17 protein-coding genes are annotated in these 23,066 nt (G+C 73.3%); 10 read left to right on the forward strand and 7 right to left on the reverse strand.

Annotation, left to right across the window (positions count from 1 at the left end; all coding sequences use genetic code 11):
• Positions 1-25: 25 nt before the first annotated feature.
• Positions 26-646, forward strand: coding sequence for an aminoacyl-tRNA hydrolase (gene pth, locus ASD18_RS18150; protein WP_056095601.1), 621 nt, complete (start codon positions 26-28; stop codon positions 644-646).
• 157 nt (positions 647-803) lie between these two features.
• The gene (locus ASD18_RS18155) at positions 804-2,285 is read left to right on the forward strand and encodes a sugar transferase (protein ID WP_235522468.1); all 1,482 of its coding nucleotides are present in this window, start codon (positions 804-806) and stop codon (positions 2,283-2,285) included.
• Here ASD18_RS18155 and ASD18_RS18160 read toward each other — a convergent pair.
• Positions 2,279-2,881: an acyltransferase gene (locus ASD18_RS18160; protein ID WP_056095606.1), complete on the reverse strand. Its 603-nt coding sequence runs from the start codon at positions 2,879-2,881 to the stop codon at positions 2,279-2,281. The two genes, ASD18_RS18155 and ASD18_RS18160, sit on opposite strands and share 7 nt — an antisense overlap.
• 251 nt (positions 2,882-3,132) lie before the next feature.
• Between ASD18_RS18160 and ASD18_RS18165 the strand changes: the two genes are divergently transcribed.
• From ASD18_RS18165 to ASD18_RS18195, 7 genes are all read left to right on the forward strand, one after another.
• A complete protein-coding gene (locus tag ASD18_RS18165) occupies positions 3,133-7,842 on the forward strand; it encodes a DUF4082 domain-containing protein (protein ID WP_056095609.1) in 4,710 nt (1,569 codons plus the stop codon).
• A gap of 183 nt (positions 7,843-8,025) precedes the next feature.
• Positions 8,026-9,081, forward strand: coding sequence for a Gfo/Idh/MocA family protein (locus tag ASD18_RS18170; RefSeq protein WP_056095611.1), 1,056 nt, complete (start codon positions 8,026-8,028; stop codon positions 9,079-9,081).
• Complete coding sequence (locus tag ASD18_RS18175) at positions 9,078-10,085, forward strand: NAD-dependent epimerase/dehydratase family protein (protein ID WP_056095613.1); 1,008 nt, start codon at positions 9,078-9,080, stop codon at positions 10,083-10,085. Before ASD18_RS18170 ends, ASD18_RS18175 begins: the two co-directional genes overlap by 4 nt.
• Before the next feature lie 14 nt (positions 10,086-10,099).
• Positions 10,100-11,212: a DegT/DnrJ/EryC1/StrS aminotransferase family protein gene (locus ASD18_RS18180; protein ID WP_056096452.1), complete on the forward strand. Its 1,113-nt coding sequence runs from the start codon at positions 10,100-10,102 to the stop codon at positions 11,210-11,212.
• Position 11,213: 1 nt separating this feature from the next.
• Positions 11,214-11,933: a NeuD/PglB/VioB family sugar acetyltransferase gene (locus tag ASD18_RS18185; protein WP_082574241.1), complete on the forward strand. Its 720-nt coding sequence runs from the start codon at positions 11,214-11,216 to the stop codon at positions 11,931-11,933.
• The gene (locus ASD18_RS18190; protein WP_056095616.1) at positions 11,930-13,033 is read left to right on the forward strand and encodes a DegT/DnrJ/EryC1/StrS aminotransferase family protein; all 1,104 of its coding nucleotides are present in this window, start codon (positions 11,930-11,932) and stop codon (positions 13,031-13,033) included. The genes ASD18_RS18185 and ASD18_RS18190 overlap by 4 nt, the downstream gene beginning before the upstream one ends.
• A complete protein-coding gene (locus ASD18_RS18195; protein ID WP_056095619.1) occupies positions 13,033-14,202 on the forward strand; it encodes a glycosyltransferase family 4 protein in 1,170 nt (389 codons plus the stop codon). Before ASD18_RS18190 ends, ASD18_RS18195 begins: the two co-directional genes overlap by 1 nt.
• A 4-nt stretch (positions 14,203-14,206) precedes the next feature.
• Here the strand turns inward: ASD18_RS18195 and ASD18_RS18200 are convergent, their stop codons facing one another.
• The 3 genes from ASD18_RS18200 to ASD18_RS18210 are packed head-to-tail and all read right to left on the reverse strand — an operon-like array spanning position 14,207 to position 18,409.
• A complete protein-coding gene (locus tag ASD18_RS18200) occupies positions 14,207-15,742 on the reverse strand; it encodes an oligosaccharide flippase family protein (protein ID WP_056095622.1) in 1,536 nt (511 codons plus the stop codon).
• Positions 15,739-17,151, reverse strand: coding sequence for a glycosyltransferase family 4 protein (locus tag ASD18_RS18205; RefSeq protein WP_056095625.1), 1,413 nt, complete (start codon positions 17,149-17,151; stop codon positions 15,739-15,741). Before ASD18_RS18205 ends, ASD18_RS18200 begins: the two co-directional genes overlap by 4 nt.
• 10 nt (positions 17,152-17,161) lie before the next feature.
• Positions 17,162-18,409, reverse strand: coding sequence for a glycosyltransferase (locus ASD18_RS18210; RefSeq protein ID WP_162251766.1), 1,248 nt, complete (start codon positions 18,407-18,409; stop codon positions 17,162-17,164).
• Between the two features lie 208 nt (positions 18,410-18,617).
• Here ASD18_RS18210 and ASD18_RS18215 point away from each other — a divergent pair, with 208 nt between their 5' ends.
• A complete protein-coding gene (locus ASD18_RS18215; protein WP_200938640.1) occupies positions 18,618-19,571 on the forward strand; it encodes a glycosyltransferase family 2 protein in 954 nt (317 codons plus the stop codon).
• Here ASD18_RS18215 and ASD18_RS18220 read toward each other — a convergent pair.
• From ASD18_RS18220 to ASD18_RS18230, 3 genes are all read right to left on the reverse strand, one after another.
• Complete coding sequence (locus ASD18_RS18220; RefSeq protein WP_056095636.1) at positions 19,555-20,220, reverse strand: polysaccharide deacetylase family protein; 666 nt, start codon at positions 20,218-20,220, stop codon at positions 19,555-19,557. The two genes, ASD18_RS18215 and ASD18_RS18220, sit on opposite strands and share 17 nt — an antisense overlap.
• Positions 20,220-21,071 carry a glycosyltransferase gene (locus ASD18_RS18225; protein WP_056095639.1) on the reverse strand — a complete coding sequence of 284 codons (852 nt, stop codon included), beginning with the start codon at positions 21,069-21,071 and terminating at the stop codon, positions 20,220-20,222. Before ASD18_RS18225 ends, ASD18_RS18220 begins: the two co-directional genes overlap by 1 nt.
• Positions 21,072-21,191: 120 nt before the next feature.
• Positions 21,192-22,718, reverse strand: coding sequence for a DUF4082 domain-containing protein (locus ASD18_RS18230; protein WP_056095642.1), 1,527 nt, complete (start codon positions 22,716-22,718; stop codon positions 21,192-21,194).
• Between the last annotated feature and the right edge of the window lie 348 nt (positions 22,719-23,066).

Raw genomic sequence — 23,066 nt, forward strand, 5'->3', positions numbered from 1 at the left:
CGCACCCACCCGTAGAGGAGACCCGATGAGCGACGGACCCTGGCTCGTCATCGGCCTGGGCAACCCCGGAACCCAGTACGCGGGGAACCGGCACAACGTGGGCCAGATGGTCCTGGACGAGCTGGCGAGCCGGACCGGTACCACGTTCGGCGCCCGGGCGTCGGGGCTGCTCTCGCGCCGGCCCCAGGCCGCGGTGGCCGAGGCGCGACTCGGCGTGCTGCCGGGCGGGGCGCCGGGCCCGCGGGTGGTGCTGGCCAAGCCGACCACCTACATGAACGTGTCGGGCGGTCCGGTCGCGGCGCTGGCCAAGTACTACGACGTGCCGCCGGAGCGCACCGTGCTGGTGCACGACGAGCTGGACATCCCGTTCGCCGACGTCCGGCTCAAGCGCGGCGGCGGCGAGGGCGGCCACAACGGTCTGCGGGACACCACCAAGGCGCTGGGCACCAAGGACTACGTGCGGGTGCGCGTCGGGGTCGGTCGCCCGCCCGGCCGGATGGACCCGGCGGACTTCGTCCTGCGCGACTTCGCCAAGAACGAGCTGAAGGAGCTGCCCTGGCTCGTGGACCAGGCGGCGGACGCGGTGGAGCTGGTCGTGCTCGACGGGCTCGAGGCGGCTCAGCTGAAGTTCCACACGAAGGCCTGACGCCGCAAAACAGCCCAAGAGGGTGAACGGTGGGTGAAAACGGACAAAAGGGTCTATCTCCGACCAATGCCCACGCATAGCCTCCAAGCCAGACGCAAGAGCACACCTGGGGCGGACGGTTATCGGAATGACGATCCTTGAGGATCCGGCAGAGAACATGGACGTTCTCCTCGACCGGCGGAGGGCAGCTACCGGGCCCCGACGGTCGTGGGCATCCACGGAACCGTTCGTCACCCACCCCCGCAAGGCGCTCGCCGCCTTCGACGCCGAGCACTGGGGTTCCGTCGCCGGGCACTACGTCCGGCAGGCCCTGGTGCTGGACATGGTCATCGCGGCGCTCGTCGTCTCGGGCGTCGTCCTCGCCGCCGGCCCCTCGTCGGGGTGGCCCGGCGTCGCGGCCGCGGTCTTCCTGCTGGCCGTCGCGTTCGGCCGCGGGTACGACCGCAAGACCCTGGGCGACGGCCCGGTCGAGTTCCAGGCGGTGCTCCGGGCCGGTCTCGGCTCCGCGGCGATCGTCGCCCTCGGCAGCGTCGCTCTCGCCGTCCCGCTGCCGCGGCTCGAGGTCGCGGCGACGGTGGTGCTCCTGTCGGTCGGCGCCGCGGTCGGTCGCCACGCCCTGCGTCGGTCGCTGCACGGGCGACGCAGCCGCGGGGTCGCGATGTCGCGGACGCTCGTCGTCGGCGACGCCACCTCGGTCCACCACCTCATCCACGACCTGCGCGGTGCGACCTACCACGGCTACCAGGTGATCGGCGTGTGCCTGCCGGCGATCACCGACCGACCCCCGCAGGACGGCGTCCCCACGCTGGGCGCGCTCGCCGACATCCCGCAGGTGGCCTACGACCACCAGGTCGACGTCGTCATCGTCTCGGGCAGCGAGCTGTCGGGGGACGCCCTGCGGCGCCTGTCCTGGGCGCTCGGCCGCGCCGGCGTCGACCTCGTGGTGGCCCCCGGCCTCGTCGAGGTGCTCGGTCCGCGGGTGCACCTGCGGCCGACCGCAGGCCTGTCGCTGCTCGAGGTGGAGACGTCGTCGCCGCGTCGTCGGATGCTCGCGAAGTCCGCTCTGGACCGCACGCTCGGGGCCATGATCCTGCTGGCCGCGACCCCGGTCATCGCCGCGGCCGCGCTGGCTGTGCGCCTGAACAGCCGCGGGCCGGCGTTCTTCCGGCAGCGGCGCATCGGCGTCGACGGACGCGAGTTCACCATGTGGAAGCTGCGCAGCATGTACATCGACGCGGAGGCGCGCAAGGCTGCCCTGCTGGCCAGCAGCGACCGCGACGGCCTGATGTTCAAGATGCACGACGACCCGCGGATCACCCGGGTGGGCAAGCTCCTGCGCCGGTACTCCATCGACGAGCTGCCGCAGCTGTGGAACGTCGTGCGCGGGGACATGTCGCTGGTCGGCCCCCGTCCGCCGCTGCCCGCGGAGGTGGACGAGTACCACGACGCCGTCTACCGCCGGCTGCGGGTGCGTCCCGGCCTGACCGGCCTGTGGCAGGTGAGCGGCCGCGCCGACCTCTCGTGGGACGAGTCGATCCGGCTGGACCTGCGCTACGTCGACAACTGGTCCGTCGCGATGGACCTGATGATCCTGTGGAAGACGGGCCGCGCGGTGTTCGGCGGCTCCGGAGCCTATTGAGCCAGCCGGAGCAGGCCGTCCTGCTCGACGTACCGCTCGCCGGTCGTCGGGCAGATCCACGTGTGGTCGCCGTCGGGGTCCAGGGGCGCGCCGGCGCGGCCGACCCAGCGGATCCGCCTCGCGGGCACGCCCGCGACGAGCGCGAAGTCCGGGACGTCCTTGGTCACCACGGAGCCGGCGGCGACGAGCGCCCACCGGCCGATCGTCACGGGCGCGACGCAGACGGACCGTGCCCCGATCGACGCGCCCGTGCGGACCGTGACGCCCACCGCGTGCCAGTCGTCGGCCGACTTCAGGCTGCCGTCCGGGTTGATCGCCCGCGGGTAGTAGTCGTTGGTGAACACCACGGCGGGGCCGACGAAGGCGCCGTCCTCGAGCACAGCGGGCTCGTAGACCAGCGCGTGGTTCTGGATCTTGCACCGGTCGCCGACGACGACTCCGGGGCCGATGTACGCGCCGCGGCCGACGATGCAGTCCGCTCCGACGCGCGCACCCTCCCGGACCTGGGCCAGGTGCCACACCCGCGTCCCGGGGCCGATGCTCGCGCGCGGGTCGACGTCGGCGGTGGCTGCCACGGTCGGGGTGGTGTCGGGCACGGCGGGCTCCTCGTCGTCGGGCGTGGACCGCGATTCTGTCGCGCTCCGGCCGTGCGCGTCGACGGTCGAGGCGTCATGCGCTGGGCCATCCGTGTCACGACGGGTGATATCTCCCCACGAACGCCCGGAGAGTCCGAGATGTCCCTTATCGTCCGGTATCAGGAGTGCTCCCGGAGACTCCCTGGTCGACGAGAGCGCACGCGGGCAGCTGCGCTCGACCGTAGCCCGATCCCCTTCCCACGGAGCGTCCCATGAGTGCCCGTCCCGCCCACCGCCGCTTCGTCGGGCTGATCGCTGCGCTCGCGACCGGAGCCTCCCTCGTCGTCGTGGCCGCGACACCGGGTGCCGCCGCCGACCCGTGCGCCGTCGGGAGCAATCCCGTCGTCTGCGAGAACTCGAAGGCCGGCACCGACCCGGACGTCTGGGACATCGACGGCGCCGGCGACGACGGGATCCAGGGGTACTCCACCGACATCTCGGTGAACGTGGGCACCACGGTCCAGTTCAAGATCAAGACGGACGCCATCAACTACGACATCGACATCTACCGGACCGGTTGGTACGGCGGCGACGGCGCGCGGTTCATCACGTCGGTGCCGTCACCGTCGGTCCGCCAGGTGCAGCCCGGCTGCACCTCGGACGACGACACGGGCAACTACGACTGCGGAGCGTGGGCGGTCTCGGCCAGCTGGGCGGTGCCGACCACCGCGGTGTCCGGCGTCTACGTGGCCAAGCTGACCGACCCGGTGACCGACGACTCCAGCCACATCACGTTCATCGTCCGCAACGACGCCAGCACGTCGGCCGTGGTGTTCCAGACGTCCGACACGACGTGGCAGGCGTACAACACGTACGGCGGCTCGAGCTTCTACCAGGGCGGAGCCGTCGGGCGCGCCTACAAGCTCAGCTACAACCGGCCGTTCGCGACGCGCAACTGGGTGCAGGGGCGCGACTTCTACATGAGCTCCGAGTTCGCGATGGTGCGCTTCCTCGAGCGCAACGGGTACGACGTGAGCTACATGGCGGGCGTCGACTCCGACCGTCGCGGCGCGCTGATCAAGAACCACAAGGTCTTCATGTCGGTCGGCCACGACGAGTACTGGTCGGGCGCGCAGCGGGCGAACATCGAGGCCGCCCGCGACGCCGGCGTGAGCCTGGCGTTCTTCAGCGGCAACGAGGCGTACTGGCGCACGCGCTACGAGAACTCGATCGCGGGCACCCCGACGGCGTACCGGACCCTCACGTCCTTCAAGGAGACATGGTCGAACCGGAAGGTCGACGAGAGCTCCTCGGAGTGGACCGGCACGTGGCGCGACCCCCGCTTCTCCGCGCCCGCCGACGGCGGAGGCCGGCCGGAGAACGCCCTGACCGGGACCATGTACGTGGCGAACTACTCCGACCTGCCCGTGACCGTCTCGGCGGACGAGGGCAAGTACCGGCTGTGGCGCAACACCTCGCTGACCTCGTTGGCGACGGGGACGAAGGCGGCGCTCGCGCCGCACACCATCGGCTACGAGTCGAACGAAGACGTCGACAACGGGGCGCGCCCGCAGGGGCTCGTCCGGTTGTCGACGACCACGGGCGCGGTCCCGGAGTACCTCCAGGACTTCGGCAACGTGGTCGCGGCGGGCACGACGACCCACCACCTCACGCTCTACCGGGCCTCGAGCGGCGCGCTCGTGTTCTCCGCCGGCTCGATCCAGTGGGCGTGGGGCCTCGACCAGGAGCACGACGGCGCCGGCGCCGCGGCGGACCCCCGCATGCAGCAGGCGACCGTCAACCTCCTCGCGGACATGAAGGCTCAGCCGGGGACCCTGATGACCGGCCTGGTCGCGGCCACCGCCTCGACCGACACGACCGGCCCGGTCGCCACGATCAGCACGCCGGCGTCCGGCGCGTCGATCGCCAACGGCACCACGGTCACGGTCAGCGGCTCGGCGACGGACGTCGGCGGCCGCGTGGCGGGCGTGGAGGTGTCCACCGACGGCGGTGCGTCCTGGCACCCGGCCACGGGCACGACCGCCTGGAGCTACACCTACGTGCAGTCCGGCACGGGGTCGACGCCGGTCCGCGTCCGCGCGGTCGACGACAGCGCGAACATCGGCGCGGTCGCCACCCGGTCGTTCACCGTGGCGTGCCCGTGCTCGATCTTCGGCACGGCCGTCCCCAAGGTGCCCGCCGCCAGCGACCCTGACGCGGTCGAGCTGGGGCTGAAGTTCGCCGCCACGAGCAACGGCTTCGTCACGGGCGTGCGCTTCTACAAGGGCACGGGGAACACCGGCGCCCACACCGGGGCGCTCTGGAGCGCGACCGGTGCGCGCCTCGCGACCGCGACGTTCCAGAACGAGTCCGCCGCCGGCTGGCAGACGGCCACGCTGACGCCCGCGGTGGAGATCGCCGCCGGCACCACCTACGTCGTGTCGTACACCGCGCCGGCCGGGCACTACGCCGTGCAGGACGACGCGTTCTGGTACCGGGGCGTCTCCGCACCGCCGCTCGAGGTCGCGGGCGGGTTCGGGGCCTCGGCCTCCGGCACGTTCGGTGCACCCGGCACGTTCCCGGCCCAGAGCTTCCGGTCGACGCACTACTTCGTGGACGTCGTCTTCTCCTCCGTCGACACCACGCCCCTGACCATCGGCGGCCAGTCTCCGCTCGGCGGGTCCACCAGCGTGCCCGTCGGCTCGCCGGTGAGCGTCGTCCTGAACAAGGCGGTCACGGCCGGCTCGGTCGCCATGACGCTCACCGCGCAGGGCGGCGGGGCGGTCGCCGGCGCGACGAGCTACGACGCGACCACCCGGCGCGCCACGTTCACCCCGTCGGCGCCGCTCGCCGCATCGACGGTGTACACGGCCGCGATCAGCGCGTCGGCGAACGGCGAGAGCATCTCGGGCTCGTCGACGTGGTCCTTCACCACGGCTGCACCGCCGCAGGTGCCCGGTGCGCGCACGGTCAGCTTCTACGACGACTCCGCCGTGCCGACCACGCTCCAGGACCCGGACACCGACGCCGTCACGCTCGGTACCCGGTTCGCCAGCAGCGTCGACGGTTCCGTCACGGGCGTCCGCTTCTACAAGGGCCCCAACAACACGGGCACGCACGTCGGGCAGCTGTGGGCCGTGGGCGGCTCGGCGCCGCTCGCGCAGGCGACGTTCGGCACCGAGAGCACGTCCGGCTGGCAGACGGTCCTGTTCAGCACGCCGGTGCGCATCCTCAAGGACACCGAGTACGTCGTCGCCTACCGCGCGCCCGTCGGCCGGTACTCGTCGACCGCAGGGGCCTTCTCGGGGACCGGGCTGCAGCGCGCGCCGCTGCGCACCGAGTCGCTGAGCGGCGCTTACACCTACGGCACCGGCTACCCGGGGTCCACGAGCTCGACCAGCTACCTGGTGGACGTCGTGTTCACGCAGGACGCCCAGGCCCTGGCCGTGTCCGCGCGGACCCCGGCGTCGGCCGACCCGGGCGCGTCGATCACGGCACCCGTGACGGTCACGTTCAACGCCCCGCTCGCGTCCGGCGCCACGCTGGGCCTCAAGGCCGGGTCGACGACGGTGCCGGGCACCGCGACGCGCTCGACCGACAACCGCACGCTGGTGTTCACCCCGTCCGCGGCGCTCGCCCGGTCCACGGCGTACACCGCGACGGCGAGCGGTCTGGTCTCGACCGAGGGGAGCACCCTGGCCGACGTGGTCTGGTCGTTCACCACGGCCAGCTCCGACGGGTGCCCCTGCACGCTCTTCAGCGGGCTCACGCCCGCGAGCAGCTCGGTCAACGACCCGTCCGCGGTCGAGCTGGGGGTCTCGTTCAGCCCCACGGCGTGGGGCGTGGTCACCGGCGTCCGGTTCTACAAGGGAGCCGGCAACACGGGGACCCACACCGGGTCGCTGTGGAGCTCGACCGGCGAGCAGCTGCGGACCGTGACGTTCGCCGACGAGTCGGCCTCCGGCTGGCAGACCGCGCTGTTCTCCAGCCCGTACCAGGTGGCCCCCGGGACCACCTACGTCGTGTCCTACCACGCACCTCAGGGCCACTACGCGGCGACCCCGAACGACTTCACCGTCAACCGGACCGTCGGGCCGCTGACCACGCCCGCCGTCGGGAACGGTCGCTACCGGTACGGCAGCGGAGGGGTCGCCCCGACCGAGACGTGGCAGCAGACGAACTACTTCGTCGACGTCGTGTTCGCCACGGCGGCGCCGGACCTGCCCACCGTCTCGGCGCAGGCCCCGCCCGCAGGGGCGACGGGGATCTCCACCACGGCCACGGTCGCGGCGACGCTCTCCACCGCGCCCGCGTCGGGCACGCCCACGCTGGCGCTGTCCGGCCCCTTCGGGGCGATCGCGGGCGCGAGCTCCTACGACGCGGCGACGCGGCGCGTGGCGTTCACGCCGAGCTCCGCGCTCCCGGCGGGGAGCACGATCTCGGTGGCCACGACCCTGGCGGGCACGCCGCTCCCGGGCGGCGCGTGGACGTTCAGCACGGCGGCGGCGACCGGCTCGGCCGTGTCGCTGTGGACGGACTCCGAGGTCCCGACGGTCGCCGCGTGGAACGACCCCGACCCCGTCATGGTGGGCACGCGGTTCACGGCGAGCGTCGCGGGCTCCGTGACGGCCATCCGCTTCTACAAGGGCGCGACCAACACCGGCACCCACACCGTCAGTCTCTGGAACGCGGCGGGCGCCAAGGTGGCGGAGGCGCCCTCCACGGCGGAGTCGGCGTCCGGCTGGCAGACCGTCCCGCTGACGAGCCCGGCCGTCCTGGTGCCCGGGCAGGTCTACACGGCCGCGTACCACTCGACGTCAGGCCGGTACGCGGTGACGTCGAACGGCCTCGCCGCCGTGCGCACCGTCGGTCCGTTGTCGACCATCGCGACGGGCGGCGCGTACGTGTACGGGACGACGTTCCCGGCGTCGTCGACGCCGACGTTCTTCGGTGTCGACCTGGTGTTCGTCCCGGCAGGCTAGGCCGCCGCACGGCCCGCGGCCGCCGAGACGTCCCCCCCGGCGTCAGCGGTCGCGGGTCCTGCGCACGTCATGCCGCCGTTCGGGTGTTCACCCTGTCGCAGCGGGGTGAAAATGTCCGGTTTCTACGGACATGCCCCCTCCAGTTCGTGACACTGGAGCCCACCGAGACGTGAGGGGCATGACATGACCGACCAGCTGCGTGCGGCTGTGGTGGGGGCGGGCTACTGGGGCCCCAACCTCGCCCGCAACTTCCGGAACAGCCCGGACTGGGACCTCGTCGCCGTGTGCGACCTGGACGCCGACCGGGCCCGCAAGGTGGTCGGGGCGCGTTCGACCGTGGACGTCATGACGTCGGTGAGCGACCTGCTCGCCCGCGACGACGTCGACGCGGTCGCGATCGCGACGCCGGCCCGCACCCACGCCCCCATCGCGCTCGCCGCGCTCGAGGCCGGCAAGCACGTCGTCGTCGAGAAGCCGATCGCCGACCGCGGAGCAGGCGCCCGGACGATGGTGGCGCGTGCGGCCGAGCTGGACCGGGTGCTCATGGTCGACCACACGTTCTGCTACACGGCGCCGGTGCTGAAGATGCGCGAGCTGATCGCGGAGGGGCACCTCGGCGAGATCCTGTTCGTCGACTCGGTGCGGATCAACCTCGGCATCGTGCAGCCGGACGTGGACGTGTTCTGGGACCTGGCCCCGCACGACCTGTCGATCCTCGACTTCATCCTGCCCGGCGGGCTCGTGCCGTCGGGCGTGGCCGCCCAGGGCGCCGACCCGCTCGGCACCGGGCAGTCCTGCGTCGGCTACCTGACCCTGCCGCTGCCGGGCGGGGCGATCGCGCACGTGCACGTCAACTGGCTCAGCCCCACCAAGATCCGCCAGATGGTGGTCGGGGGCAGCAAGCGCACGCTCGTCTGGGACGACCTGTCCCCGCAGCAGCGGCTCACCGTGTACGACCGCGGCGTCGAACTGGGGCAGCCGCTGCCGGACAAGACGACCGCCAACATCTCCTACCGGCTCGGCGACGCCTGGGCGCCCGCGCTCCCGGAGAAGGAGGCGCTCGGCGTCATGGTCGCCGAGTTCGCGTCGGCCATCCGCGAGCGTCGCGCGCCGCGCACCGACGGCCACGCCGGCCTGCGGGTGCTCGACGTCCTCGAGTCCGCCTCTCTGAGCCTCGCCGACGGCGGTCGTCTGACCCCCGTCGCCTCGTCCGCACCACTGTGGGAGACCGTCGCATGAGCACGCTTCAGGGGGCCCGCGTCCTCGTCACCGGCGGGGCCGGGACCATCGGCTCGACCATCGTCGACCAGCTCGTCGACGCCGGCGCCGGCCACGTCGTCGTCCTGGACAACCTGGTCCGCGGACGGCGCGAGAACCTCGCCGACGCGCTGGCTACGGGCAAGGTCGAGCTCGTCGAGGGCGACCTGCGCGACCGCGACCTCGTGCACGACGTCACGCGCGGGCAGGACCTGGTGTTCCACCAGGCGGCCATCCGGATCACACAGTGCGCCGAGGAGCCGCGCCTCGCGCTCGAGGTGCTGGTGGACGGCACGTTCACGGTCCTCGAGGCCGCGGCGGAGCACAAGGTCGACAAGGTGATCGCCGCGTCGAGCGCGTCGGTGTACGGGCTGGCGGAGCAGTTCCCGACGGGGGAGCGGCACCACCACCACAACAACGACACGTTCTACGGGGCGGCCAAGTCGTTCAACGAGGGCATGGCCCGCAGCTTCCGGGCCATGTACGGGCTCGACTACGTGCTGCTGCGCTACTTCAACGTGTACGGCCCGCGCATGGACGTGCACGGCCTGTACACCGAGGTCCTGGTGCGCTGGATGGAGCGGATCGCCGACGGCCAGCCGCCCCTGATCTTCGGCGACGGGCTGCAGACCATGGACTTCGTGGTGACCACCGACATCGCCCGCGCCAACCTGCTCGCGGCGACGAGCGACGTGGTGGACGGCGTCTACAACATCGCGAGCGGCACCGAGACCAGCCTGCTCGGGCTGGCGCAGGCGCTGCTGCGGGCCATGGACTCCGACCTGGCAGTCGAGCACGGTCCGGACCGTGCGGTCAACGGCGTGACGCGCCGCCTCGCCGACACGTCCGCCGCCCGCATCGACCTGGGCTTCGAGGCGCAGATCGGCCTCGAGGAGGGCCTGCGGGAGCTGGTCGCCTGGTGGCGTCCCCTGCGCAGCGAGATCGCGGCGGGCCGCGCGCTGAGCACGGCGGGTGCACGCCAGTGAGCCGTGTCAACGTCATGCAGCCGTGGTTCGGTCCGGAGGAGATCGCCGCGGTCAGCGAGGTCATCGCGTCTGGCTGGGTGGCGCAGGGACCGCGGGTCGCCGCGTTCGAGGCGGCGTTCGCCGAGGCCATGCAGGTCGAGCACGCGGTCGCCGCGTCGTCCTGCACGACCGCGCTGCACCTCGCACTGATCGTCGCGGGCGTGCAGGCCGGTGACGACGTCGTCGTCCCGTCGTTCTCGTTCATCGCGACGTCGAACGCCCCCGTGTACGTGGGGGCGCGCCCGGTGTTCGCCGACGTCGACCCCGTCACCGGCAACCTCACCGCCGCGACGGTCGAGGCCGTGCTGACCGACACCACCCGCGCGGTGATCGTCGTGGACCAGGGCGGTGTCCCGGTGGACCTCGACGCGATCCGCGCCGTGACGGACCCCCGCGGCATCGTCGTGGTCGAGGACGCGGCCTGCGGGGCGGGCTCGACCTACCGCGGCCGGCCCGTCGGCGCCGGCGCGGACGTCGCCGCGTGGTCGTTCCACCCGCGCAAGATCGTCACCACGGGCGAGGGCGGGATGCTCACCACGCCCCACGCCGAGTGGGCCGAGCGGGCACGCCGGCTGCGCGAGCACGCGATGAGCGTCTCCGCGGCCGCCCGGCACGCGAGCGTGCTGGCACCCCCGGAGGAGTACCTCGAGGTCGGCTACAACTACCGGATGACGGACCTGCAGGCGGCCGTCGGCATCGTCCAGCTGGGCCGGCTCCCGGAGGTCGTCGCGCGGCGCCGCGAGATCGCCGCGACCTACGCCAAGCAGATCGCCGACCTGCCCGGCCTGCGCGCCGTGGCAGACCCGGACTGGGGCACCTGTAACTTCCAGTCGTTCTGGGTCGAGGTCGGACCGGAGTTCCCCCTCGACCGCGACGGGCTCCTGGCGCACCTCGCCGACGCCGAGATCTCCGCGCGCCGCGGCATCATGGCCACCCACCGCCAGCCCGCCTACGCGGGAGCTGCGCACGCGCCGCTGCCGGTCACCGAGCACCTCACCGACACGACCCTGATCCTGCCGGTGTTCCACCAGATGTCGGAGTCCGAGCAGTCCCGGGTCGTCGACGCCCTGCGCTCGGCGGGTGGCTGACGTGGCCACGCCCTTGATCCTGGTCGCCGCGAGCGGGCTGGCGCGCGAGGTCCTCGCGCTGGTGCGCGAGCACGGCGGGCACGAGGTCGTCGGCTTCCTGGACGACGACGTCGCGCGGCACGGGACCACGCTGGACGGCCTGCCCGTGCTGGGCAGCCTCGACGCCGTGACCGACCACCCGGACGCCGAGCTGCTGGTCTGCGCGGGCAAGGGGGCGATCCGCGAGGCCATCGTCGACCGGCTCGACGGGCTCGGGGTCTTCCCGATCCGGTACGCGACCGTCGTGCACCCGAACGTCGACGTCCCCGCCGGGTGCGAGGTGGGCGTCGGCTCGATCGTGCTGGCCGGCGTGGCGCTCACCGCGGCCGTCACGGTCGGCTCGCACGTGGTCGTCATGCCGAACGCGACGCTGACCCACGACTGCGTGCTCCAGGACTTCAGCACGGTGTGCGCGGGCGTGGCGCTCGGCGGCGGCGTGGTCGTAGGACGCGCCGCCTACCTGGGCATGAACGCCTCCGTGCGCGAGAACGTGCGCGTGGGGGAGGGAGCGACGCTCGGCATGGGCGCAGCTCTCCTGGTGGACCAGCCGGACGGCGAGACGTGGGCGGGGGTGCCCGCGCGACCGCTCGGCGTCCCGTCCGGGATCGCCCGGCACCGCAACGACGGGTGGCCCGCGACCGCAGGGCTCACCGAGCACATCGACGAAGGAGCACGGGCATGACGACGATCCCGCTGGTGGACCTGGGGGCCCAGCAGGCCGAGATCGCCGAGGAGGTGCGCGCCGGTCTCGACGAGGTGTTCGCGACCACGGCGTTCGTCGGCGGACCGGCCGTCGGCCGGTTCGAGGCCGCGTACGCGGCGTTCTCGCAGGTCACCCACTGTGTCGGTGTGGCCAACGGCACCGACGCGCTGGAGCTCGCCCTGCGCGCCGCGGGGGTGCGGCCGGGCGGCGAGGTCATCGTCCCGGCGAACACCTTCATCGCCACCGCGGAGGCGGCGTCCCGGATCGGCGCCGTCCCGGTGCCCGTCGACGTCGACCCCGTGCACCTGCTGATCGACCCGGCCGCGGTGCGGGCGGCGGTCGGTCCCCGGACCGAGGCGATCGTCCCGGTTCACCTGTTCGGCCAGGTGGCGCCCGTCGAGGAGATCAGCAAGCTGGCGGCCGACGCCGGCGTGCCGATGATCGAGGACGCCGCCCAGTCGCAGGGCGCGCTGCGCCACGGTCGCGCCGCCGGCTCGTTCGGGCTGGCCGCAGGCACGAGCTTCTACCCCGGCAAGAACCTGGGCGCCGCCGGCGACGCCGGAGCGGTGACCACGTCCGACGCCGAGGTGGCCCGGACCGTGCGCGTGCTCGCGGCCCACGGCTCGGCGCGCAAGTACGAGCACGAGGCGATCGGCATGAACTCGCGGCTCGACACCGTGCAGGCCGTGGTGCTCGAGGCGAAGCTGCGCCGGCTCGCGGGCTGGAACGCCGCGCGTCGTGCCGCCGCGGCGCGGTACGCCGAGCTGCTCGCCGGCGTCCCGGGGGTCCGCGTGCCCGTGAGCGCCGTCGGCAACGAGGACGTGTGGCACCTGTACGTCGTGCAGGTCGACGAGCGCGACCGCGTGCTGCGTGCGCTCAACGAGGCCGGGATCGGCGCGGGCATCCACTACCCGACGCCCGTGCACCTGACGGGCGCCTACGCGGGCCTGGGCCTGGGCGCCGGTGCGTTCCCCGTGGCGGAGGCCGCCGCGGACCGCATCCTCTCGCTGCCGATGTTCCCGCACCTCACGGCGGCGCAGCAGGAGCGGGTCGTGGACGTGCTGGCCGGAGCGGTCTGATGGCCGCCAGGCCACGCGTGGTGCTCGTGCACCTCAACAGCCTCGAGCTGGGCGGGACGCAGATCAACGCGGTGGACCTGGCAGCCGCCGTCGTGCCCCACGGGTACGAGTCGCACCTGATCGGCCCGGAGCCCACCGGCCCGGGCGCCAACCTGCTCGACGTCGCCGCCGAGCGCGGGGTCCGTGTGACCCCGTACCGCGAGCCGTCGACGGCCCTCGCCTACAGCCGGGTGCTGCGGCGGACCGCCGACGAGATCGGCGCGGACCTGCTGCACGCCTACGGCACGTGGGGTGCTGCCCGCGCCTTCTACTGGGGACCGAGCAGGTTCGGCCGGCTCCCGTGGGTGCAGACGATGTACGAGATGGAGCTCCACCACTCGGTCCACCGGCACCACCCGCTGATCGTCGGGACGGAGTACCTGCTCGAGGAGTGCGAGGACCGTCCCGGACCGACCGTGCTCATCAGCCCGCCGGTCGACATGCTGCGGGACCGGCCCCGCGACGCGGACGCCCCGCCGAACGAGAGCGTGACGATCGTCATCGTGTCCCGGCTCGAGGAGGACATGAAGTCGGTGCCGGTCGAGGCCGCGATCGGCGCGGTCCGGCGGCTCGCCGACCACGACCTGGTGCTCGAGATCGTGGGCACCGGCGCGGCCGAGTCGCGGCTGCGGACCCTCGGGGAGAAGGCGAACGCCGACCTCGGTCGTCCCGCCGTCCGGTTCCTGGGCGCGATGTCCGACCCCCGGCCGGCCTACGCGCGCGCGGACATCGTGCTCGGGATGGGCGGTTCCGCGGCCCGCGGGCTCGCCCACGGCAAGCCCCTCGTGGTGCAGGGGGAGGCCGGCTGGAGCGCGGTCCTCGAGCCCGAGAACGCCGCGCTGCTCGCGCGGAGCAGCTACTGGAGCCCGGAGGCGGTGGCGGAGCCGGACGTGCTGCTGGCGCAGAACCTGCTCACGCTCGTGGACGACGAGCCCCGGAGGCGACGGCTCGGGGAGTTCAGCCGGACGTTCGCCGAGCAGCGCTTCGGGCTCACGGCGATGGCCGAGAAGCTCGTCGGGCTCTACGACACCGCGCTGACCTCGTACACGGCCCGCTCGTGGTGGTCCGACCTCCCGGTCGAGGCCCGGCGGGTCCCGGACAAGCTCGCACGCGTCGCGGGAGCCCGCTGACGTCTCAGCTGGTCTCGAGCCGCGAGAACCGCTGCAGACGACTGCGCACCGACGAGGGCAGGGGAGCGAGCGCCAGGGCGTCCTGGTAGGTGTCCCGCAGCACGAGCCGCAGCAGCAGCAGGTGGGTGGCGAGGACCGTGACACCGACGAGCCCGGTGCGGACGACCAGCGGACCGGGCACCAGCGTCAGGACCAGCAGGCCGGCCCCGCCGGAGACGAGCGCGCACACCGCCACCGAGCCGAACGACCGGGCGAGCTCCCCGACGGTCGTCCCGATCTCCTTGGACACCAGCACCCAGCGCGCCGCGGTCGCGGCGACCGCGACGCCGACGAACGCCCAGGCGACCGCCGTGAGGCCCTGGGACACCACGAGGGCGGTGGCCGCGACGGTGATGACGTCGGTGATCGTGGCGTACACGAACCACTTGCCGGCGCGGCCCAGCGCGTAGAACAGGCCGTGGTCGAGCAGGGCGCCGATGGTCAGGATCCCCGCCACCGCGAGGCCGCGGGTCACCGGCACGCTCTCGTCCCACTGGGCCCCGAACAGCAGGGGGATGACGACCGGGGCGGCCACCGCGACGAACACGAGCACGGGCGTCACGGCGCCGTAGGTCAACGAGGACGCGCGCCGGTACGCCTGGCGGAGCCGGTCGGGCACGTCGCGCACGCGGGCGAGCACGACGACGGACACGGGCGCGACCGCGGACCCGCCCAGCTCCTGGGCCACCTGCACGAGCCGCTGGGCGATGGTGAGGTACCCGAGGGCGGCGGTCCCGAGGGACACCGCGATGATCGCCGTCTCCGCCCAGTTCCGGAGCACGGCCACGAGCTCGACGCCGACGACCTTGTAGCCGAACCGCGCCATGGTGCCGAACTCGCTCCGCGAGAACGAGCGGGTGGGCCGCCAGCCGGCGGCGAGCCACGCGGCGGTCGTCGTGACGAGCGTGGTGGTGATCGCCTGCGCGACGAGCGCCCACACCCCGCCGCCCGCCAGGGCGATCACGACGGCGACCACCTGCGCGAGCGCGGCCGCGGCCGTGCCCTGGATCGCGAGCCTGCGGAACGCCATCCGGCGCCGCAGCAGCGCGGTCGGCACGGCGGCGACGACGACCAGCGGCACGGAGGCGAGCAGCACGCGCAGGACCGGTCCCGCCTCGGGCGCGTCCAGCGCGGTGACCACGAGCGGCACGCAGGCGAACAGGGCTCCGCCGATGACGAAGGCCGCCACGAGCGAGAACCAGAACCCCGTGCTCAGCATGCGTTCGTCGGGGTCGTCGGCCTGCACCAGGTAGGTGGACAGGCCGAGGTCGGACAGCAGGAGGACGAAGGGGATGACCGCCGAGGCCACCGCGACGACGCCGAACTCCTCCGGCGTGACCATGCGGGCCAGGACCGCGATCGTCACCAGACCGGAGAGCCGGACGATCCACTTCTGCGCGGTCAGCCAGGCCGCCCCGGACGCGGCCGCGCGGCCCAGGCTGCCGGACGGCTGGTCTCCCTCGGACGGTGGCGTCGTGACCCGCTCCTGGTCGGCCGTCATCGTCCCGCCCGGCCGTGCGTCGCGGCGTCGCTGCGGCGGGCGGCCGCAGCACGGGCGACGGCGGCGTGCCCGGCGACCATCGCGGCGAAGCTGTCGCCGGTGGGCGGTGCCGAGCGGCCCTGCGTCCGGACGGTCTCGGCGACGTGGGCCACGGCGGCCGCGATCTCCGCCGCGTTCGTCTGCCGGGTGGCCCGCCGGCGTGCCACGGACGCACGTCGGTCGGTGACCTCCGAGGCCGCACCGCTCGCGTTGCTCACCAGCGTCGACCCCGGCGCCGCGCGGCCCACGAGCTCCGCCGCGCCACCGGCCTCGCTGATGACGATCGGCAGGCCGGCCGACACCGCCTCCGTGGCGGCCAGGGGCCAGCCCTCGAAGAACGAGTCGAGGACGAACGCGTCGGCGGCGCACAGCAGGGTGGCGGCGTCCGAGGTGCCCAGCAGGTGGACGCGGTCGCCGTGCGGGTGGCTGCGCCGGATCGCGTCGGCACGGCGGTACTCGAGCCAGTCCGACGGGTCGCCCGCCACCACCAGGTGCGCCCGCGCGCCGTGCGCACCCGCCAGGAACGAGGCGACGGTGCCGGCGATGTTCTTCTGCGCGTCGTACCGGGCCAGGCACGCGAACACGATCTCGCCGGTCAGCGGCGTGCCGAGCGTCCGCGCCAGCGCGGCGCGGGCCGCGGACCGCACCTGCTCGGTCGCGGCGGGCAGCGGCATGGCGCCGTTGGCGACGACGACGATCTTCTCGCCCGCGCTCGCGGGGACGCGCTCGACGTGGAACTGGCGGACGAGCGCGCTGACGGCGATCACCGAGTCGGCCCGCTCGAACAGCTCCGCGGTGCTCCGCCACTTCTCGGGCGAGTAGTGGATCTCCGTGTTGTGCAGGACGGGCACCAGCGGCGCACCCGTCGAGAAGACCGCGGCGACCAGGTGGTCCGGCGCGCTGTGCACCTGCACGACGTCGAGCCGTGCCGCCGCCATGGCCTGCGCCGCCGACCGCGCGTCGGCGGCCACGATCACCTCGATGCCGAGCTCCCGGAGCCGGGCGGTCCGCAGCCCCTCGGCCGGGCACACGACGACCGGCTCGATCCCTTCCGCGGCGAGCCCCTCGGCCAGCATCTCGACGACGCGCCCGATCCCGCCGACGTCGAGGGAGTCGGCGACCAGCCCGCAGCGCAGGTCGGCCCGGCGCGCGGCGTCGCCGGTCGGCAGGGGGTGGAACGCGGCACCGTCGACCGCGGGCAGCGAGACCAGCGGGCGGCGCAGGAGCGCGCGCGCGAGCGGGTGCACGTAGCCGTAGCGGAGCCCGGGGGAGGTCAGGTCGACCACGCCGACGGCGACACCCAGCGCACCGGCGGCGACGCGGGAAGCGGCACGGTGGACCCGGCTCGGCGGCGACTCGTGCACCGACATGGCGACGCCGCTACCGGGCGAGCTCCGCGGGTGCACCTGCGGAGCTCTCCGGGGCCGTCGCGGGACGAGGGCGCAGGCCGAAGGGGGCGTTGCGCCGCGTCGGCCAGGGTGCGCGGACGTCGACCACGGCCGCGCCGGCCAGGATCCAGCCGCCGGTGTCCTGCGCCAGCCCGACCAGGTGGGGGATGTCCCGCAGCGCGGGCGCGAGGGCGCGCAGCGCGGCCTCGTCGACGTCGGCGACCAGCAGTGCCCGGCCGGGCTCGGGCGCGACGATCGATCGGGCGAGCTCGTCGACGGTCGTCGCGGTCGCGGAGACGTCCCGGCCGCGGCGGGAGACCGACACCGGGGTCCACGCCTGCGCGTCCGAGGGGCTGGCGGCCAGGTTCACGACGTCGAGGTGCCTCACGTCGCCGAGGTCCAGCACGTCGTCCACGGTCAGCCGGATGTCGCCGATCACGACGTCCCGGGTGCCGCGGCCGTCGAGCCGGGCCAGCCGTACCGCGGCGAGCGACTCCCGGAGCCAGGTGGCCACCCCGTGCCGGCGGCGCCAGGCGGTGCTCCACCGGCCGCGGTGCTCGGCGGCGCGCACCACGCCGCACGTGGTGTGCAGGGGGAGCAGGTCCGGGTACGCGTGCCCGACGCGCGCGTGCGCCTCGGCCAGCCGGTCGAGGTTCGTGGTCATGCTGTTGTGCGTCAGGACGACGTCGTGGGTCCGCACGCGCAAACCCTGGCTGCGGACGCGCGCACCGTACTCGACCGCGTAGGCGTGCCACGCCAGGTCGGGGTGCTCGCTGAGCGGCTCCGCGAGCACGCGCTCGCGCTCGATCATGAACAGGACCTCGTCGACGCTGTCCACCTGGGTCGACGGTGCCGAGGTGGTCCCGATCATCACCACGCGGTCGCGCACGACCCCGGCCACCGAGCCGGACGACGTGATGCCGACGGCGCCGACGAGTCCGGCGGCCGGGTCGTCCTGCAGCGCGGCCGCGGCGACCTCCAGCGCGACCAGGGAGTGCAGGTAGACGTCCTGGTGCACGAAGACGACGACGTCGTGCCGCGCTCGGCCGGCGCCGTCGTTGAGCGCGGCGCCGGCGGAGCTGAACCGACCCTCGCGGTTGTCGACGGGGAGGTACTCGGTCTCCGGAGCGTCCGGCAGCCCGGCGGTGATCGAGGCGTCGAGGCACGTCGTGCGGACGTCGAGGTCGTTGAAGACGCACACGATCGACACCGGTGTGCGGCGCGGCTGCGTGCCTGTCATCGTGACCTCCCCCCGAGCGCTCGTGCGTCGCATCGACGTGTCGACGATAGGGGACGAAAGGGGCAGGTTGGACACCTGGCGGCGAGGTTCACCCGGGTGGTGGCGAGCGTCTGCGGGCCCCGCGCGCGGACGGGTGATGCGGCCCGATCGGGTGCCGTGCAACGATGCCCGCAGCCCGCTCCAGCCCGTCGACCCGAGGATGACCACGGTGCCTGCTGACCCCCGCGGCGCCCCCGGTCCGGTGGCGGTCGTCGTCGTGACGTACAACAGCGCGGACGTCGTGCCCGGGCTCCTGGCCTCTCTCCCGGCCGGGCTGGGGTCCCTCGACTGGACGCTCGTCGTGGTGGACAACGGCTCGCGCGACGGCACGGTCGAGGCGGTCGAGGAGCTGGCGCCGGACGCCGTCGTCGTGCGGTCCGCCCGCAACGGGGGGTACGCGGCCGGCATCAACCTGGGTGCCGCGCAGGTGCCGGACCGGTCCGCCGTGCTCGTGCTCAACCCGGACGTCCGGCTGGGTGCGGGCTGCGTCCCCGAGCTCGTCGCCGCCCTCGGTCGCACGGGTGCCGGGATCGTCGTCCCGAGGCTCGACGACGCCCGCGGCAAGCTCATCTCGTCGCGACGCCGCGAACCGACGCTGCGGCGGGCCGTCGCGGACGCGGTGCTCGGCGCGGAGCGCGCGGGTTCCCTCGCCGACCTGGGCGAGGTGATCACCGACCCCCGCGACTACGAGGCCGAGGCGCCGACCGACTGGGCCGAGGGCTCCACACAGCTCGTCTCCGCGGCGTGCTGGGACGCCGTCGGTCCGTGGGACGAGTCGTACTTCCTGTACTCCGAGGAGACCGACTTCGCCCTGCGCGCCCGCGACGCCGGGCACCCCACGTGGTTCGTCCCGACCGCGCACGCCGTGCACCTCGAGGGCGGCTCGGCCGGCAACCCCGCGCTGTGGCGGCTGCTGGTGGCCAACCGGCTCCGTCTGTACGGCCGCCGGCACGGTCCGGTCGCCACGGCCGCCTTCTGGGTGGTGCTGGTCGGCCGGGAGGGCAGCCGCGCCCTGCTCGGCAAGGAGACGAGCCGAGCGGCGCTGCGCGGACTGCTCAGCCCGCGCTACCTGCGCCAGACCCCGGGCCCGCACAGCATCGCGCCGGTCACCGCCAGCGCTTGAGCAGTCCCTTGAGCTCGAGGGCCGCACGACGGTGGACGGGCGGGGGGACGAGCGCCGCGCTGGCCAGGGTCTGGGGCGTGTCGTCGCGCGTCACGCTGAACCGCGGCTGGAGCCACGCGCCGGCCGTCGCGAGGCGCCGGTCGGAGGTGTGCACGGCCGTGTACCCCAGCTGCCGCAGCGAGCGCAGCGTCGTGCGGTCGTACTGACCTCGCGGCAGGGCCGCCTCGGTGACGTCGCCCGCGACGGCTGCGATCACCTCGCGGGCCTCGACGAGCTCGCGGTGGCGGACGTCGGGGGACATGCCCCGCCACGACACGTGGTCCATGCCGTGCGACCCCACCCGCATGCCCGCGCGACCGAGCTCGGCGACCTGCTGCGTCGTCACGCTCCCGGCCGTGTCCAGGCGGCCCGCGAGGACGAAGAACGTGGCGGTCAGGCCGCGCTCCACCAGCCCGGGCAGGCCGAGCTCGACGTCCGAGGCGTTGCCGTCGTCGAACGAGATCACCGTCGACGGCCACGTCGCGACCTCGTCGAGGATGCGCAGGTACTCGTCGGCGGTGATCCAGTACCGGGCCTCGTCGTCGTCGATCGTCCGGCCCGGCGTCCCGATGCCGTGGAAGCAGATGTTGCGCACGTCCCGCCGGCCCATCAGCCGACCAGCCGCGATGACGTGTCGAGCTCCCACCGTTCGCCGCCCTGCCGTGCGCGGCGGTCGGCGACGAGGGTAAGCACGGCGTAGACGACGCCCGCGGGGGCGAGCCACGGGCGGCGCAGGACGACGTCCGTGAGCCAGCTGGTGCGGCTGGACGCGCGCACGCCGGTCCGGCCCTGCTCGGCAGCACTCGCGCGCAAGGCGACGTTCCCGCGGCGCACGCGGGTCAGTCGCTTGACGAGATCGCCCGTCCGGCGGGGAGTCTCCACCTCGGTGGTGACCGAGTCGAGCACGACGCGCTCCTGCGCAGAGAAGAGGGAGTCGAGGAAGAGGTCGTCCGCGAGCACGTCGGGGAACCTGTCGAAGCGGGCCCGACCCGCGGCCGACAGGGCGATCATGCCGCGGCCGTAGAGGCCCGTCCGCGCGGCCGGCAGGCGGGACTGGATCGCGTAGTAGCAGCGGACGGCGAGCGGGCGGCCGGTCAGGACGAGGTGCCGGTCCGGGACCGCCGCGAGCGGGGCCGGTGCGCCGTCCGGGCCGGGCTGCGCGAGGGCGGCGGCGAGGGCGCGGACCGTGGCGGGCGTCGTGGCGATGTCGGCGTCGAGGTAGACCCGGGGGGTGCTCGTCGCGACCGCGTCCCCGGCGTTGAGTGCGGCCGCCTTGCCGGGCGTCGGCAGGTCGAGCACGTGGACGTCGCGGGCGCTCGCGGCGGCGACCGTCTCGTCGACGCAGCCGTTGGCCACCACGATCACCTCGAGCTCGCCGGGTGCAGCCCCGGCGAGGAGCCGGTCGAGGTTGCGACCGATGACCGCCGCCTCGTTGTACGCGGCGATGATCACGCTGGTCATCGGGCCGCTCCTCCTCGTCCTGCCGGTACGGACCGTCAGGCGGGGAGACAGAGCCGCACCGGACGCGAGCCCGAGACTACGGGATCACGTCCGGTGCGGGTCATGCCCTGCGTGCTGGGGTCAGCCGACGCGCTGGCCCGCCTTGGGGCCGTCGTGCCACACGTTCCCCGAGAGGGTCACGGCGGGGGCGTTCACGGACGAGAACGGTCCGTAGGCGCCGCCGTTGGGGAAGATCGTCGTGGTGATGTGGTTGTTCGAGATGACCACGTTGTTCACCCGCGACAGCACGTCGGTGCCCTGCTGGTAGCCGCCGTACACCGTGTACGCGCCGCCGCCCATCAGGTTGCTGTCGATGAGGATGTTCTTCATCGAGTCGGCCGAGCCGGTCGACAGGATGATCGCGGACGTCGAGCCCTTCGCCACCAGGATCGTGTTGTGCAGGATCTTGACGTTGTCGGAGCCGAGCGACTGGATGCCGTCGTTGTGCGAGTCGGACGTCATGAGCAGGTCGTGGATGAACGAGTCCTGCACGGTGACGTTGTCGCCGATCTTGAGGCCGTCGATCGTGCCGTGGATGTTCACGCGGGTCAGCGTGTAGTTCCGTCCGGCGACCGCGGCGTCGTTGTTCGTGTTGTTGTTGCCGTCAAGCTCCGTGTCGACGATCTGGAGGTTCTTCGCGCCCTCGTCGTTCAGGACGAGCCAGAACCCGTTCGCCCGGATGATCGAGTTACGGATGACGACGTCGTTCGCCCCGGCCGTGATGACCAGCGGTGTGGTGATCAGCTTGGAGTCGATGACCGTGCCCGGCTGCGTGATGCGCGACGGGCCCGTGTACGGCGTCAGGGCGACACCCGCAGGGACACCGGTGGTCGACGCGCTGGGGTAGGCACCCGTGGCCGGCGGCGGGGTGGGCGTCGGCGTGGTCGTCGGGGTCGGCGTGGGGGTGGGGGTGGGCTTCGGGGTGGCCGTCGGCATGGGCGTCGGCGTCGCCGTGGGCGTCGGGGTGGGCGTCGGCGTGACGGTGGGCGTCGGGGCCGGCGTCTTGGTGGGGGTCGCGGTCGGGGTCGCGGTCGGCGATGCCGTCGGCGTGCCGCCGGCGCCGGTCGACGGCGCGAACACCGGGTCGACCCAGTACTGGCTGCGGTTCCAGGTCTGCTTCGGGAACGAGCTGGACTTCCCGTAGGAGTAGACGCCCGAGCTGCCGCGCGGGACCGACAGGAGGTCGGTCTGCGAGCCGGACCAGAACTGCTGCGTCTGGAGGTAGCGGCCCTTCGGGGCGAGGTACGAGGCGACGTAGCCGGAGCCGGCCTTCAGCTGCACGGGCTTGTCGAAGTACGCGGTCTGCCATCCGCGCGAGGTCTCGGCGCTGAACGTGACCGACGCGAGGCGCTTGCCCGAGGCGTCCCAGAGGTTGCCCACGTGGGCGCCGGAGTTCTCCGGGGTCTTGTAGAACCGGACGCCGAGGACGACGCCGTCCTTCGCGGGGGTGAACGGGGTACCCAGCTCGACGCTGTCCTGGTCGGCGTCGACGGTGCCGCCTGCGGGGACCGAGTCGCCCCAGACGGTGACCTTGGGTTCGATCGCTGCCGCAGCCTGGGCCGGTGTCAGGGTGGCGCCGGAGCTGGCGATGCTGAGAGTGACCCCCACGACCGCTGCTGCTGCGACTGTCGCGATCACTCGCGCCAGGGGCGCGCGCCGGGTGGGCGCTCTGTGCGTGCTCGATCGATTCACGAGGTGTGTCTCCCTACCATCGCGGCGCCGCGGAGGCCCGGTGGGCCGGTATCTCATGTCTCCGTGCGGAGGGGCGCCGTTTTGTCACTGTTGGATAACGAAGCGGCCCTCATGCTCGCATGGGTGAACTTACCGACAAACCTTCACCCGGATGGAGCAATGGGTCCAATCCCCCGATCTTGGGCTGAACTGGAAGAACGTCCAACAAAACTCGTTATGGACTTTGTCTCAATATATGAGACAAACTGAACCTGTTGCCCCATG

The sequence above is a fragment of the Cellulomonas sp. Root137 genome (genome assembly GCF_001426725.1).
Taxonomy (GTDB): domain Bacteria; phylum Actinomycetota; class Actinomycetes; order Actinomycetales; family Cellulomonadaceae; genus Cellulomonas.

Excerpts from the sequence above, each read along its gene's own strand:
- pth (WP_056095601.1), top strand. The coding sequence starts at position 26 with ATGAGCGACGGACCCTGGCTCGTCATCGGCCTGGGCAACCCCGGAACC.
- ASD18_RS18155 (WP_235522468.1), top strand. The coding sequence starts at position 804 with ATGGACGTTCTCCTCGACCGGCGGAGGGCAGCTACCGGGCCCCGACGG.
- ASD18_RS18165 (WP_056095609.1), top strand. The coding sequence starts at position 3,133 with ATGAGTGCCCGTCCCGCCCACCGCCGCTTCGTCGGGCTGATCGCTGCG.
- ASD18_RS18170 (WP_056095611.1), top strand. The coding sequence starts at position 8,026 with ATGACCGACCAGCTGCGTGCGGCTGTGGTGGGGGCGGGCTACTGGGGC.
- ASD18_RS18175 (WP_056095613.1), top strand. The coding sequence starts at position 9,078 with ATGAGCACGCTTCAGGGGGCCCGCGTCCTCGTCACCGGCGGGGCCGGG.
- ASD18_RS18180 (WP_056096452.1), top strand. The coding sequence starts at position 10,100 with ATGCAGCCGTGGTTCGGTCCGGAGGAGATCGCCGCGGTCAGCGAGGTC.
- ASD18_RS18190 (WP_056095616.1), top strand. The coding sequence starts at position 11,930 with ATGACGACGATCCCGCTGGTGGACCTGGGGGCCCAGCAGGCCGAGATC.
- ASD18_RS18195 (WP_056095619.1), top strand. The coding sequence starts at position 13,033 with ATGGCCGCCAGGCCACGCGTGGTGCTCGTGCACCTCAACAGCCTCGAG.
- ASD18_RS18200 (WP_056095622.1), bottom strand. The coding sequence starts at position 15,742 with ATGACGGCCGACCAGGAGCGGGTCACGACGCCACCGTCCGAGGGAGAC.
- ASD18_RS18205 (WP_056095625.1), bottom strand. The coding sequence starts at position 17,151 with ATGTCGGTGCACGAGTCGCCGCCGAGCCGGGTCCACCGTGCCGCTTCC.
- ASD18_RS18210 (WP_162251766.1), bottom strand. The coding sequence starts at position 18,409 with ATGACAGGCACGCAGCCGCGCCGCACACCGGTGTCGATCGTGTGCGTC.
- ASD18_RS18220 (WP_056095636.1), bottom strand. The coding sequence starts at position 20,220 with ATGGGCCGGCGGGACGTGCGCAACATCTGCTTCCACGGCATCGGGACG.
- ASD18_RS18225 (WP_056095639.1), bottom strand. The coding sequence starts at position 21,071 with ATGACCAGCGTGATCATCGCCGCGTACAACGAGGCGGCGGTCATCGGT.